This window comes from Morganella sp. HMSC11D09 (genome assembly GCF_001807955.1).
Lineage (GTDB): Bacteria > Pseudomonadota > Gammaproteobacteria > Enterobacterales > Enterobacteriaceae > Morganella > Morganella morganii.
The window spans coordinates 104,827-118,786 of the sequence record NZ_KV791662.1; the positions used below are offsets into that span (position 1 = coordinate 104,827).

The window sequence follows — 13,960 nt, forward strand, 5'->3', positions numbered from 1 at the left end:
GCTTCGCTGGTTGCATCCATGGGCGAACATCTGGGGTTAAATAGTGGAAGATATGTACTACCTTCCGCGAATAACTAGATGGCTAGTTATTCATGTACTTCTGGCGGATTCTCTCTTCAATAATGGCAAAAATAATATATCCTAGAAGTTCGCTAACTGTCAATAAAATTCGCTATTAGCGAACTTCTTGCGTATCAAGATATTATCATCTGTCCGATTTTGTATAGTGGACATTATCCATCGAAGATGTTGTTATAACATAACGCTACTGTACTTAAACTGAAATAAGATGAATTTGTTTTATGCTTATTCCTGCACTCATTTTTGATAGTGCAGTAGAGAAGGATACGAAGACACCACAAAAACAAAAAATCCACGCAACTGCGTGGATTTTTGGTGTTTCCTGATTTCTGTGAGATTCAGAGAACCCTAATGAGACAATAGAAACTCATCACACATTAAACAGGAAATTCAGTACGTCGCCGTCTTTCACAATGTAATCTTTACCTTCTGCGCGCATTTTACCGGCTTCTTTTGCCCCTTGTTCGCCTTTGTACTGGATGAAATCCTCAAATGCGATGGTCTGGGCGCGGATAAAGCCTTTTTCAAAGTCGGTGTGGATTTTACCGGCTGCCTGCGGGGCGGTTGCGCCGACAGGGATAGTCCATGCACGGACTTCTTTCACACCGGCGGTGAAATAGGTCTGCAGGTTAAGCAGGGCGTAACCGGCGCGGATCACGCGGTTCAGGCCCGGTTCTTCGATACCGAGGTCAGCCATAAACTCTTCGCGGTCACCATCCTCCAGCTCAGCGATATCGGATTCGATTGCCGCGCATACCGGCACCACAACTGAACCTTCTTTCTCTGCGATTTCACGCACCTGATCCAGATACGGGTTGTTTTCAAAGCCATCTTCATTGACGTTGGCAATGTACATGGTTGGTTTCAGGGTCAGGAAGCTCAGGTAGCGGATCGCCCCCATTTCTTCTTTATTCAGGTTCAGTGTGCGCAGCATCTGTGCATTTTCCAGCAGCGGCAGGCATTTTTCCAGTACTTCCAGCTCCAGTTTCGCGTCTTTGTCGCCGCCTTTGGCGCGTTTCTGCACACGGTGGATAGCACGTTCACAGGTGTCGAGGTCAGCCAGCGCCAGTTCGGTATTGATGGTATCAATATCTTCTGCCGGGTTAACACGGCCGGAAACGTGAACAATGTTATCATCGTCAAAGCAGCGGACAACGTGGCCGATAGCTTCTGTTTCACGGATGTTGGTCAGGAACTGGTTACCCAGACCTTCACCTTTGGAGGCGCCTTTCACCAGACCGGCGATATCGACGAATTCCATGGTGGTCGGCAGAATACGCTGTGGTTTTACGATTTCCGCCAGTGCATCCAGACGGGCATCCGGCATCGGCACCACGCCGGTGTTCGGCTCAATTGTACAGAACGGAAAGTTCGCCGCTTCAATACCTGCTTTTGTCAGTGCGTTAAACAGCGTTGATTTCCCGACGTTCGGCAGACCGACGATACCACATTTGAAACCCATAAATTCTTCACCTTAAAAATGACAGCAGACCAAAACGGCCTGCAAGCACGTTAAATATTGCCGCCGATTATACACGGTTACGGATAAACAGACGATACCTGCGGCTCACTGACCGGCTTTAAATGTATGCAGACGTGAAATGGCTTTTGCCATGCCGTCTTTCATCAGCACATCGGTGCAGCGCACAGCTTCATCGATGGTCTCATCAATCAGTTGTTGTTCGGAGGCGGGGGGCTTGCCCAGTACAAAACCGACAACTTTGCTTTTATCACCCGGATGGCCGATGCCGATACGCAGACGATGAAAGTTCGGGTTGTTACCCAATTTGCTCTGGATATCTTTCAGACCGTTATGACCGCCGTTGCCGCCGCCGAGCTTCATTTTTGCCACGCCGGGCGGGAGATCCAGCTCGTCATGTGCCACCAGAATTTCATCCGGGGCAATCTGGTAAAAACCGGCGAGGGCACCGACTGCTTTGCCGCTCAGGTTCATAAAGGTGGTCGGTACCAGCAGGCGGACATCATTCCCCTGAATATTCAGACGCGCGGTATAACCGTAAAACTTACTTTCTGATTTTAATGACTGATTATAACGGCGGGCCAGTTCATCCACATACCAGGCACCGGCATTGTGGCGGGTTTGGGCGTATTCCGCACCGGGGTTGGCCAGCCCCACAATTAATTTTATCTGGCTCACACTTGTATCACTTGTTGTTCAGGCAGGTTTTGACTGCAAAGAGGGCTATTCTACCCGTCACCCGCGCGGAGTACAAAAGAAACGTCCTTCGCGGACGGATGTGACTATTTGTGCAATAATTTAGCGATGAATTATTAAGTTTCGCTTTTTGGCACAATAAGCCAAATAAAAAGTTTTATTTTTGGTCTATGTGATCTCATACGCAACATATACGTATCAATTCGGGCTATAATCTATGTCAAGAAGGAATTCCTACTTTCGTACTTTGAGTTGTTAGCAGACAAAAGAGTGGCGGAGGTCCCTATGAAACGTAAATTATCCTTATTGCTCGGTAACCTGCTGATGGTTGTCGGTATGCTGTTGATGGTCGGCAGTATGGCCTTTACTGTCGGTGTCCTTATTTTTGCACTTCCTTTACCGGATATCTATTCCGAAGCCTCCCTGATGGGGATCTTTATCGGTGCCTTGGTGTGGCTGGGCGGAGCCGGTCTGAGCGGGCGCCGTGAATCCATTGCGGATAAATATTACTGGCTGCGTCATTTCCACAGCCGCTACCGCCGCCGGATGCCGTAAACGAAATATTATCGCTAACGGTTAAAATGCCTGCCAACAAAAAACCCGTTGTCTTCACAACGGGTTTAAGCACGCAATGTGTATACTGATTATGAAATCAGTGTTCGAACATCGCGGAGATAGACTCTTCATTACTGATACGGCGGATGGCTTCTGCCAGCATTCCGGATAAAGTCAGAGAACGGACTTTATTCAGTGCTTTGATTTCCGCTGATAACGGAATGGTGTCACAGACAATCACTTCATCAATCACAGAATCACGGATATTGTTGACCGCGTTGCCGGAGAAGATAGGGTGAGTTGCGTATGCAAACACACGTTTCGCACCACGTTCTTTCAGTGCTTCCGCAGCTTTGCACAGCGTGCCCCCGGTATCGATCATATCGTCAACCAGTACACAGTCACGACCGGCAACATCACCGATGATATGCATCACCTGAGAAACGTTCGCACGCGGGCGGCGTTTGTCGATGATAGCCATATCAGTGTCGTTCAGCAGTTTGGCGATCGCACGGGCACGGACCACACCACCGATATCCGGAGAAACCACAATCGGGTTGTCCAGATCTTTCTGCAGCATATCTTCCAGCAGAATTGGGCTGCCGAAGACGTTATCAACCGGGACATCGAAGAAGCCCTGAATCTGCTCAGCGTGAAGATCCACTGTCAGCACACGGTCAACACCCACACTTGAGAGGAAGTCAGCGACCACTTTCGCGGTGATTGGCACACGCGTTGAGCGGACGCGGCGATCCTGACGGGCATAGCCGAAATACGGGATAACAGCAGTGATACGACCCGCAGAAGCACGGCGCAGTGCATCAACCATGACAACCAGTTCCATCAGGTTATCGTTAGTTGGCGCACAGGTGGACTGGATGATGAAAACATCACCACCACGCACGTTTTCATTGATTTGAACACTGACTTCACCGTCGCTGAAACGACCGATCGCAGCGTCTCCGAGGTTAGTGTACAGGCGGTTGGCAACACGTTGTGCTAGTTCCGGGATGGCGTTACCAGCAAAAAGCTTCATATCAGGCACGAGAAAAACCTCAGGCATGCGTCCAGAGAGATTGAATTGTGAACCTGAAAGCGTCCGGAGACGGAATCAGGGGCAATTACAGTAGACCAGCGCGGAACTGATGAAGCGGCGAAATGTTGACACCACGTGCCACAAAGCCCTTCACCCACGCCGGCGCGTTAATTAACACCTGTCGGGCGGCTGCCTGGTTTTCGAACTCTCCGAACACACATGCACCCGTACCGGTCAGGCGTGACGGAGTATATTGTAGCAGCCAGGAAAGAAGGCAATCAACCTCACGAAAACGTTTTCTTGCAATCGGTTCACAGTCATTTGCGTACGGAGCCTGTAATAATGCGGCCAGAGAGCGGATCGGCGTGTCGCGAATTAATTGCGGATCTGTGAAGATAAGCGGTGTCGGAACCGAAATTCCGGGGTGTGCAACCAGATACCAGCGTTCCGGCGGAGACGCAGGGTGCAGAATTTCGCCTATTCCTTCAGCAATTGCCGCGTGGCCCCGGACAAATACCGGGACATCCGCACCGAGCATCACACCCAGCTCTGCAAGCGTTTCGTCGGGTAACTGTAACCGCCAGTGATAGTTAAGGGCGATAAGCACTGTGGCCGCATTGGAGGAACCGCCACCGATACCGCCACCCATCGGCAGAATTTTTTCAACGGCAATATCCGCACCGGGTAAATCCGCTGTCAGCTGATGCTCACGGGCATAATTCTGTAACAGGCGGGCGGCGCGGATCACCAGATTTTGCTTATCCGGTACGCCGGCAAGCGGGGTCAGCAGACGAATTTCACCGTCAGTGCGCGGCGTAATTGTGACACTGTCACCATAATCCAGAAACTGAAACAGGGTTTGCAGCGTGTGATAGCCGTCCGCGCGGCGGCCTGTGATATATAAAAACAGGTTCAGCTTGGCGGGGGACGGCCAGGTCAGTGATGTCAGTTGAGTGTCCATGAATCCATTTTCAGCTTGATGCGGTTATCACCCTGTTCGATATCCAGGCGGTTCGGCAGTTGCGGGGAGACTTTCTCATCATAGGACTGATAAGTGACTTTCCACTTTTCCATGCCCTGAGCCCAGCTCAGCGCTTTCAGGTGATACTGATTGCTGATGGCATAGGACTGCGCATCACCCGGCAGGCCGACAATCCACTGACGCAGATTTTCCATCGGGATGGTCATACCGGTCAGCTGGTAAATCATGCTGTCCGGATCATCACTGTAATATTTCTGGCCTTTGTTGTCGGTCAGTTGGGTCTGGCCGTCTTTGACAATCAGTTCCAGCTCGGTGCTGCCGACCGGGTTGGTGAGCAGCAGTTTGTAGTTGTCCGGGGAATACTGCTGCCAGAAGAAACGGGCATAGGTTTTCTGGGTGGTACCGATGTAGGCAAACGAGCCGCGCGTCTGATAACGCTGTAACTGATTTATCTGTTCTGTCTGTGCTTTCCAGCCGGCAGAGGTGGCGGAAACATCGCCTTTCTCTGTATTGTCGGGCAGGGTACAGGCGGCAAGTATCAGGCTGCACAGAGGCAGAAGCCGGATAAAGCGCGGTAATTGAATAGAGGCCACGTTGTAATTTCCTTTAACAACTTATAAAAGCAATAACAGTATTGTGCCTGTTTCAGTGGCTGTTTCCTACCTCTCTTACGCTGATTTACGCAATTATCCGCCCGGCTGACACGGCCTGTTGCGCACCGCATTACGTGCTTATTATCACTGTTTCCCGTTTAACGCTTTAATTGCGCGGGATCGGCTGCTAAAATGCATGCAGTTATCCTTAGTAAGGGTGTTGATTTCCGGTATACTTAACCGGTATTTTACACACTTACCCCGGTCTGTATTGCAGGATATGACTCTATTAGCTCTCGGCATTAACCATAAAACCGCACCTGTTGCCTTACGTGAGAAAGTGACTTTCTCACCGGACAGCATGGAAGCGGCATTAACCAATCTGCTCGAACAACCGTCCGTGAGCGGCGGCGTTGTGCTGTCTACCTGCAACCGGACAGAAATCTATCTCAGTGTGGATGAACAGAATAATCAGCGCGATCAGCTGATTGACTGGCTGTGCCGCTATCACAACATCAACCCGCAGGAACTGATGTCCAGCCTTTACTGGCATCAGGATAATGAAGCTGTCAGTCATCTGATGCGGGTGGCCAGCGGGCTGGATTCCCTGGTGCTCGGCGAGCCGCAGATCCTGGGGCAGGTCAAAAAAGCCTTTGCTCAGTCACAGACATACCGTTCACTTTCCCGTGAACTGGAACGCCTGTTCCAGAAATCTTTCTCTGTCGCCAAACGGGTGCGTACTGAAACCGACATCGGTGCCAATGCGGTATCGGTGGCGTTTGCCGCCTGTACCCTGGCGCGTCAGATTTTCGAATCCTTATCCAGACTGAATATCCTGCTGGTCGGGGCGGGGGAAACCATCGAGCTGGTGGCCCGTCACCTGAACGAGCACGGCGTAAAACACATGATGATCGCCAACCGTACCCGCGAGCGGGCCCGCGTGCTGGCGCAGGAAGTCAATGCAGAGGTGATCACACTGCCGGAAATCGACAGCCGGCTGGCGGAAGCGGATATTGTTATCAGCTCCACGGCCAGCCCGTTGCCGATTATCGGTAAAGGTATGGTGGAACGCGCCCTGAAAGCGCGCCGTAACCGCCCGATGCTGCTGGTGGATATTGCGGTTCCCCGTGATATCGAAGCCGATGTGGAAAAACTCAGTAACGTTTATCTCTACACTGTGGATGATCTTGAGGCGATTATTGAGCACAATCTGGCGCAGCGCCAGGTGGCGGCACAACAGGCGGAATCCATTGTGGTGCAGGAAAGCGGGCACTTTATGGAATGGCTGCGTGCCCAGAGCGCAGTCAATACGATCCGCGAATACCGCGAACAGGCCGAAGAGATCCGCGCTGCCATGGCCGCAAAAGCCGTGGCACTGATTCAGCAGGGGCATGACCCGGAAGAGGTTATCAACCAGATGTCTCAGCAGCTGACCAACCGCCTGATCCACGCACCAACCAAATCACTTCAGCAGGCCGCCGGTGACGGTGATACCGGTCGTCTGACTCTGTTACGCGACAGCCTCGGGCTGGAGCATCATTAACTTCCTCTATATATTTTTTAAGGTAGCAGACTACGAATGAAGCCTTCTATTGTCGCAAAACTGGAAGCATTGAAAGAACGTTATGAAGAAATTCAGGCGCACCTAGCGGACGCCGATGTTATCGCTGATCAGAATAAATTCCGTGCCTTGTCGAAAGAATATGCGCAGCTGACTGACGTTGCGAAATGTTTTGAAGCCTGGCAGACCATTCAGGATGATATCGACACCGCCCAAATGCTTCTTGATGATCCTGAAATGAAGGAAATGGCACAGGAAGAGCTGAAAGACGCAAAACTGCGGAATGAAACCTTAGAACAGGAATTACAGGTCTTATTACTGCCGAAAGATCCGGATGATGAACGCAACTGCTTCCTGGAAGTCCGTGCGGGCACCGGCGGCGATGAAGCGGCGCTGTTTGCCGGTGATCTGTTCCGTATGTACAGCCGTTATGCGGAATCACGCCGCTGGCGGATTGAGATCATGAACAGTAACGACGGCGAGCACGGCGGATATAAAGAGATTATTTTCAGAGTCACTGGTGAAAATGCCTACGGTAACCTGAAATTTGAATCCGGCGGCCACCGCGTGCAGCGTGTGCCGGAAACCGAATCCCAGGGCCGTATTCACACTTCAGCCTGTACTGTCGCGGTGCTGGCGGAAGTCCCGGAAGCGGAACTGCCGGATATCAACCCGGCGGATCTGCGCATTGATACCTTCCGTTCATCCGGGGCCGGTGGTCAGCACGTTAACACCACGGATTCCGCTATCCGTATCACTCATATTCCGACCGGGATTGTGGTGGAGTGCCAGGACGAGCGTTCGCAGCACAAAAACAAAGCCAAAGCACTCTCGGTGCTGGCCGCACGAATCAAAGCGGCGGAAGAGTCCCGCCGTCATGAGGCGGAAGCCTCTGAGCGCCGCAACCTGCTGGGTTCCGGTGACCGTTCGGATCGGATCCGCACCTATAACTTCCCGCAGGGACGGGTGACGGATCACCGTATCAACCTGACTCTGTACCGTCTGGATGAGGTCATGGAAGGTAAGCTGGATGCACTGATCCAGCCGCTGGTGAACGAATATCAGGCAGATCAGCTCGCCGCGCTGTCTGAGCAGGACTGATGACGTTCCGGACCTGGCTGGCAGAGGCTGTCAGCCGTTTAAGTCACAGCGACAGCCCGAAACGGGATGCGGAAATCCTGCTGACGTTTGTCACCGGCCGAACCCGCAGCTACATTATTGCTTTTGATGAAACCCCGCTCAGCGGGGATGAACAGCAGCGTCTTGAGGCGCTGCTTGTCCGCCGGGAGCAGGGCGAGCCGGTGGCGTATATCACCGGTGTGCGCGAGTTTTGGTCACTGCCGCTGGAAGTGTCTCCCGCCACACTTATTCCGCGTCCTGATACCGAATGTCTGGTGGAGGCAGCGCTGGAATTGTTACCGGCAGCATCCTGCGATATTCTGGATCTCGGTACCGGCACCGGCGCGATTGCGCTGGCACTGGCCTCTGAACGGCCGGATTGCCATGTGACCGGGGCGGATATCCAGCCGGATGCGGTGGCGCTGGCACAGCGCAATGCCGCCCGTCTGGGGCTGACGAATACAACCTTTAAAGAAAGTCGCTGGTTTGCTTCACTGCCGATTCATCAATTTGCTATGATAGTGAGTAACCCGCCATATATTGATGAGAATGATGAGCATCTGGTGCAGGGGGATGTCCGTTTCGAGCCGCGCAGTGCGCTGGTCGCCCCGCAGAACGGCCTGGCCGATCTGGCGGAAATCGCTGCGCAGTCCGCTCATTATCTGACACCGGGCGGGTGGCTGATTGTGGAACATGGCTGGCGGCAGGGAGACGCTGTCCGCGAACTGTTCCGGGAAAACGGATTTTACCGGGTGGAAACCCGCCGCGATTATGGCGGAAATGATCGGGTTACTTTAGGTCAACGGGAAGAGAAATGAAAAGCATTGCCGATTTTGAATTCAATGGTGCGCCGTTACTGAGCGGCATTATGTTAGTGTTAAAAACTGTCCGTCCGGATTTTGACCGGGAAAAGGCAGAAGCACACATCAATGAACTTATCCGTCAGACCCGTAAACGCCTCCCGCCGTATTCCGACGAACATACCTGTTTACAGACCCTGATCACACTCTTTTACCACAAATGGCAGTTCAGCGGCGCCAGCGGCGTTTATTCGCTGTCTGACACGCTGTGGCTGGATAATGTGCTGCGTACTCAGCGCGGCTCGCCGGTATCACTCGGCATCCTGTTCCTGCATATTGCACAGGCCATCGGTTTGCCGGTTGTGCCGGTGGTTTTCCCGACCCAGCTGATTCTGCGGGCGGATCTCGATGACGAAACCCTCTTTATTAACCCGATTAACGGCGATCTGCTGGATCAGCACACGCTGGATGTCTGGATTAAAGGCACAGTCAGCCCGGCGCATCACCTGACCGGGGATGATCTCGAAGAAGCCGAAAACAGCCATGTGGTGCGCAAATACCTCGACAGTATTAAAGTCGCGCTGATGGAAGAGAAAAAAATGGAGCAGGCACTGAAAGTCAGCGAAACCATTTTATTATTTGATCCGGATGACCCGTATGAAATCCGTGATCGCGGGCTGATTTATGCCCAGTTGGACTGCAGCCATATTGCAGTTTCCGATCTGAATTATTTTATTGAGCAATGTCCGCAGGATCCGGTATCTGAAATGATAAAAATGCAGATCCACACTTACGAACAGCAGCATATCGTTCTGCACTGATAAACGGATATCGTTTTACATATTTTCATAAACGCAATTTAATTGCCTCTGCCAAAAGGTTATACCATGCAACAGAAAGTCGTATCTATCGGGGATATTCGTGTCGGCAACGCGCTGCCGTTTGTTCTGTTCGGCGGCATGAACGTCCTTGAATCCCGCGATCTGGCGATGAAAATCTGCGAACATTACGTGACTGTCACGCAGAAGCTGAATATTCCGTACGTCTTCAAAGCCTCTTTTGACAAGGCAAACCGCTCTTCCATCAATTCTTACCGTGGTCCGGGCCTTGAGGAAGGGATGAAGATTTTTGAAGAGCTGAAAAAAACCTTCGGTGTGAAAATTATTACCGACGTTCACGAATCCTGGCAGGCACAGCCGGTGGCGGACGTGGTGGACGTGATCCAGTTACCGGCCTTCCTGGCGCGTCAGACTGACCTGGTGGAAGCCATGGCGAAAACCGGCGCGGTCATTAACATCAAAAAACCGCAGTTTATCAGCCCGGGGCAGGTTGGTAATATCGCGGAAAAATTCCGTGAAGGCGGCAATGACCAGATCATTTTATGTGATCGCGGTGCAAACTTCGGTTATGACAACCTGGTTGTGGATATGCTGGGCTTTAAAGTGATGGAAAAAGCCTCCGGCGGTTGCCCGGTGATTTTCGATGTCACACACTCCCTGCAATGCCGCGACCCGTTTGGTGCCGCATCCGGCGGTCGCCGTGGTCAGGTGGCTGAACTGGCTCGCGCCGGGATGGCAGTCGGCCTGGCCGGTCTGTTCCTGGAAGCACATCCGGACCCGGATAATGCCCGTTGTGATGGTCCTTCCGCGCTGCCGCTGGCAAAACTGGAGCCGTTCCTGCAGCAGGTTAAAGCTATCGACGATCTGGTGAAAAGCTTCCCTGAGCTGGATACCGAATAATTTCCGATGCAGCTTTACACAGTCGTTAACATGTTCGGCGCTGATCTTCAGCGCCGTTATGGCGAAAAAATCCATAAAATCACCCTCCACGGCGGCTTCAGCTGCCCTAACCGTGACGGCACCCTCGGGCGCGGCGGTTGTACCTTCTGTAATGTGGCTTCTTTTGCGGATGAAAATGCACAGTATGATTCCATTGAGGAGCAACTGAGCCAGCAGTCCGGCAAAATCACCCGTGCCAAACGTTATCTTGCCTATTTCCAGGCCTATACCAGCACCTACGCGGAAGTTGAACTGCTGCGTGAGATGTATGAATCCGCACTGACTCAGGCCGATGTGGTGGGATTGTGTGTCGGTACGCGGCCGGACTGTGTGCCGGAGGCGGTGCTGGAGCTGCTGCAAAGCTATCAGCAGCAGGGCTATGAGGTATGGCTGGAACTGGGATTACAGACCGCCCATGATAAAACCCTGAAACGTATCAACCGCGGTCATGATTTTGCCTGTTATCAGGCTACCACCCGGGCCGCCCGTGAACGCGGGTTGAAAGTGTGTTGTCATCTGATCACCGGTCTGCCGGGAGAAACCGCAGCCGATAATCTCATCACACTTGAGCGTGTGCTGGAGACCGGCGTTGAAGGCATCAAACTGCATCCGCTGCATATTGTGGAAGGCAGCACGATGGCAAAAGCCTGGCGGGCAGGGCGCTTGCCCACCATTTCCCTCGAAGAGTATGTCGCCACCGCAGGAGAGATGATCCGCCACACACCGCCGGATGTCATTTATCACCGCATCTGCGCCAGCGCACGGCGTCCGACCTTACTGGCACCGGACTGGTGCAGCAACCGCTGGCTCGGCATGAACGGCCTGTGGCAGTATCTGCTGGCAAACGGCGGCCAGGGCAGCGCAATCTGAGCGTGAATTACAGCCAGCGCCGTGTCTGCTGGCAATAGGCCGCCCATTCCTGTTTAAATTTTCCGGCAAGGAATTTTTCTTCCTGCGGGATGCTGAACAGATCGGTGATCAGCCAGAAAATAAGGCCGCCGATGAGAAAATAGTAAGAGTGGGTCAGCAGAGCAAAGCCGATACAGGCAGTGGTCAGCGCGAGGTAGACCGGATTGCGTGACAGACGGAACGGTCCGCCGGTGATGAGATGGGTCGCTTCGCCGAGCGGGTTCGGCGTGGTGTTATGGCGGCGGAAATACACCAGTGATGCACCAATCCAGCCGAGACTTTCCAGCCCGATCAATATGGCTAAAATGCCGCTCCAGCCGCTGAACTGAATCACCAGTGCATCTTTGGCATACAGCCAGATGGCTGCAACGGCGTTGATAATCAGCCAGTTAAGAAAGGGAAGACGGAATACGGCCATGATTTTTCTCCGGTAACAGATAAAGAAACGGCGGACATTACGCCCGCCGCTCTGTTCATTATAGCCTGATTACAGAGGTTATCATGCCTCCGATGTCACACCATCCATCAGCCCCAGTTCAATCAGTGCCTTACTGACCGACGGGTAAAAGCTGATTTTATTCTCAACCGGGACAATCCGTGCCCGTGCCAGGGTTTTCAGCGGCTGGAACGGAATATCGGTGACCACGATGTGTGTATCCACACCAGCTTCGTCAATAAAACGGCGGAAGGCTTTTAATCCGCCTGCATCAAGTACCGGCACCGCATCCCACTGCATTACAATGGTGTGATATCCCGCACTTTTGACTTTCAGATCATCAAAAATCCGCTCGGCAGCGGCAAAGAACAGCGGGCCGTTAACCCGGACAACCAGAAGCCCTTTGTCGTGATCGGTATAGGAAGACTCACTCAGGCGCGTCATATTGGCGATACGGCGCATAAACAGCAGTGAGGCCAGCACAATCCCGACACTGATAGCAATGACCATATCAAACAGCACAGTGAGGCTCAGGCACAGCAGCAGCACGATAATATCATCTTTCGGCGCGCGGCGGATAAGTTCAATGACTTTAGCCGCTTCACTCATATTCCATGCCACCATCAGCAGCAGAGCGGACATCGCGGCCAGCGGCAGATAAGAAAGCAGCGGCGCCAGGATCAGCAGAGTCAGCAGCACCAGCAGAGAGTGAATAATAGCAGAGACCGGCGATGTGGCACCGGCACGCACGTTAGCCGCCGAACGGGCGATAGCAGCAGTGGCGGTAATGCCGCCGAAGAACGGTGCGGTGATATTACCCAGTCCCTGACCCAGTAATTCGCCGTTGGAGTTATGTTTTTTGCCGGTCATACCGTCAAGCACCACCGCACAGAGCAGCGATTCAATCGCGCCCAGCATTGCCATCGAAAACGCTGCCGGCATCAGGGCGGTAATGGTGGCCCAGCTGAACACAAATTCTTTGCCGTCCGGGGTCGGTAAATTCCACGGCAGGATAAACTGCGGCAGAATCGGCGGGATCCCCGCACCCTGTGTACCGTCCGCCAGGGTATAACTGAAACGGGAGCCGATGGTGGCCGCTTCCATGCCGAACAGTGACAGCACCAGCATCACCAGCATCCCGGCAATCACAGCGGGAAGGTGTCCCGGCAGACGAAGTTTCAGTTTCGGCCAGTAGATCAGCACCAGCAGTGTGGTCACGCCAATCAGGGTATCTGACAGATTGATGGTCGGCATGGCTCTGACAAGGGCAATCACCTTATCAACATAGTTTTCCGGCACATGTGCCATGGTCAGACCAAAAAAGTCTTTCACCTGCATGGTGGCGATAGTGATCGCAATCCCTGAAGTGAAGCCGAGCACCACAGAAATCGGAATATATTCAATGAGTTTACCGAAACGCGCCAGACCCATTGCCAGCAGGATAATCCCGGACATCAGAGTGGCTATCAGTAGCCCGCCTAACCCGAACTGCTGGGATACGGGGTAGAGGATCACCACAAACGCGGCGGTCGGCCCGGAGACACTGAAACGGGAGCCGCCGGTCACCGCAATCACAATACCGGCGATAGCGGCCGTATACAGGCCATATTGCGGTGCCACACCACTGCCGATAGCCAATGCCATGGCCAGTGGGATAGCAATAATCCCGACGGTGATACCTGCAATGGTATCTTTTATCAGACGGGAAACGGAGTAAGGCTGTTTCCAGCACGAGTCAATTAATGCAGTAAAAAGAGATAATCCTTTAAATGTTGAAATTTTCATTTCCGGACAACTGTCACCTCTGAGTCATATGAAAAAAATAGGGAGACGCCAACGCGCATTAGTCTACGCAAAACAGGGAGAGATTTAGCTGAGATACATCAAATGACGCTGTATACAATAGCGGATATTAAAATAAAATCAAAAATATG

At 52.6% G+C, this 13,960-nt stretch carries 14 protein-coding genes; 7 read left to right on the forward strand and 7 right to left on the reverse strand.

Annotated features, from left to right (window positions below):
- Positions 1-451: 451 nt before the first annotated feature.
- Both ychF and pth read right to left on the reverse strand, forming a co-directional pair.
- Complete coding sequence (ychF, locus tag HMPREF3119_RS04525) at positions 452-1,543, reverse strand: redox-regulated ATPase YchF (protein ID WP_004237332.1); 1,092 nt, start codon at positions 1,541-1,543, stop codon at positions 452-454.
- A 105-nt stretch (positions 1,544-1,648) separates the two neighbouring features.
- Positions 1,649-2,239 carry an aminoacyl-tRNA hydrolase gene (pth, locus tag HMPREF3119_RS04530; RefSeq protein ID WP_004239475.1) on the reverse strand — a complete coding sequence of 197 codons (591 nt, stop codon included), beginning with the start codon at positions 2,237-2,239 and terminating at the stop codon, positions 1,649-1,651.
- 303 nt (positions 2,240-2,542) lie between these two features.
- Here pth and HMPREF3119_RS04535 point away from each other — a divergent pair, with 303 nt between their 5' ends.
- Complete coding sequence (locus tag HMPREF3119_RS04535; protein ID WP_004237330.1) at positions 2,543-2,812, forward strand: stress-induced YchH family protein; 270 nt, start codon at positions 2,543-2,545, stop codon at positions 2,810-2,812.
- Between the two features lie 97 nt (positions 2,813-2,909).
- Here the strand turns inward: HMPREF3119_RS04535 and prs are convergent, their stop codons facing one another.
- From prs to lolB, 3 genes are all read right to left on the reverse strand, one after another.
- Positions 2,910-3,857: a ribose-phosphate diphosphokinase gene (prs, locus tag HMPREF3119_RS04540; protein WP_004239474.1), complete on the reverse strand. Its 948-nt coding sequence runs from the start codon at positions 3,855-3,857 to the stop codon at positions 2,910-2,912.
- A 76-nt stretch (positions 3,858-3,933) separates the two neighbouring features.
- Positions 3,934-4,809, reverse strand: coding sequence for a 4-(cytidine 5'-diphospho)-2-C-methyl-D-erythritol kinase (gene ispE, locus HMPREF3119_RS04545; RefSeq protein WP_070578655.1), 876 nt, complete (start codon positions 4,807-4,809; stop codon positions 3,934-3,936).
- Positions 4,794-5,423 (reverse strand): lipoprotein insertase outer membrane protein LolB, encoded by a 630-nt coding sequence (lolB, locus tag HMPREF3119_RS04550; protein ID WP_004239473.1) that lies wholly within the window; start codon positions 5,421-5,423, stop codon positions 4,794-4,796. The genes ispE and lolB overlap by 16 nt, the downstream gene beginning before the upstream one ends.
- Positions 5,424-5,703: 280 nt before the next feature.
- Between lolB and hemA the strand changes: the two genes are divergently transcribed.
- The 6 genes from hemA (at position 5,704) to HMPREF3119_RS04580 (ending at position 11,551) form a co-directional block, all read left to right on the forward strand.
- On the forward strand, positions 5,704-6,966 hold the full coding sequence (hemA, locus tag HMPREF3119_RS04555; RefSeq protein ID WP_036414691.1) for a glutamyl-tRNA reductase: 1,263 nt from the start codon (positions 5,704-5,706) through the stop codon (positions 6,964-6,966).
- A 36-nt stretch (positions 6,967-7,002) separates the two neighbouring features.
- Positions 7,003-8,085 (forward strand): peptide chain release factor 1, encoded by a 1,083-nt coding sequence (gene prfA, locus HMPREF3119_RS04560; RefSeq protein ID WP_004237324.1) that lies wholly within the window; start codon positions 7,003-7,005, stop codon positions 8,083-8,085.
- Positions 8,085-8,921 carry a peptide chain release factor N(5)-glutamine methyltransferase gene (prmC, locus tag HMPREF3119_RS04565; protein ID WP_004237323.1) on the forward strand — a complete coding sequence of 279 codons (837 nt, stop codon included), beginning with the start codon at positions 8,085-8,087 and terminating at the stop codon, positions 8,919-8,921. Before prfA ends, prmC begins: the two co-directional genes overlap by 1 nt.
- Positions 8,918-9,724, forward strand: a complete 807-nt coding sequence (gene sirB1, locus HMPREF3119_RS04570) for an invasion regulator SirB1 (protein WP_004237322.1) — start codon at positions 8,918-8,920, stop codon at positions 9,722-9,724. The genes prmC and sirB1 overlap by 4 nt, the downstream gene beginning before the upstream one ends.
- 66 nt (positions 9,725-9,790) lie before the next feature.
- Positions 9,791-10,642: a 3-deoxy-8-phosphooctulonate synthase gene (gene kdsA / locus HMPREF3119_RS04575; RefSeq protein ID WP_004237321.1), complete on the forward strand. Its 852-nt coding sequence runs from the start codon at positions 9,791-9,793 to the stop codon at positions 10,640-10,642.
- 6 nt (positions 10,643-10,648) lie between these two features.
- Positions 10,649-11,551 carry a tRNA modification radical SAM protein MnmL/YtqA gene (locus HMPREF3119_RS04580; protein ID WP_070578658.1) on the forward strand — a complete coding sequence of 301 codons (903 nt, stop codon included), beginning with the start codon at positions 10,649-10,651 and terminating at the stop codon, positions 11,549-11,551.
- A 7-nt stretch (positions 11,552-11,558) separates the two neighbouring features.
- On the opposite strand, the gene HMPREF3119_RS04585 is transcribed toward HMPREF3119_RS04580, so the two are convergent.
- Together HMPREF3119_RS04585 and dauA are read right to left on the reverse strand one after the other, a co-directional pair.
- A complete protein-coding gene (locus HMPREF3119_RS04585) occupies positions 11,559-12,008 on the reverse strand; it encodes a methyltransferase family protein (RefSeq protein ID WP_036417588.1) in 450 nt (149 codons plus the stop codon).
- A gap of 81 nt (positions 12,009-12,089) precedes the next feature.
- Positions 12,090-13,811: a C4-dicarboxylic acid transporter DauA gene (gene dauA, locus HMPREF3119_RS04590; protein ID WP_070578660.1), complete on the reverse strand. Its 1,722-nt coding sequence runs from the start codon at positions 13,809-13,811 to the stop codon at positions 12,090-12,092.
- Positions 13,812-13,960 lie beyond the last annotated feature (149 nt).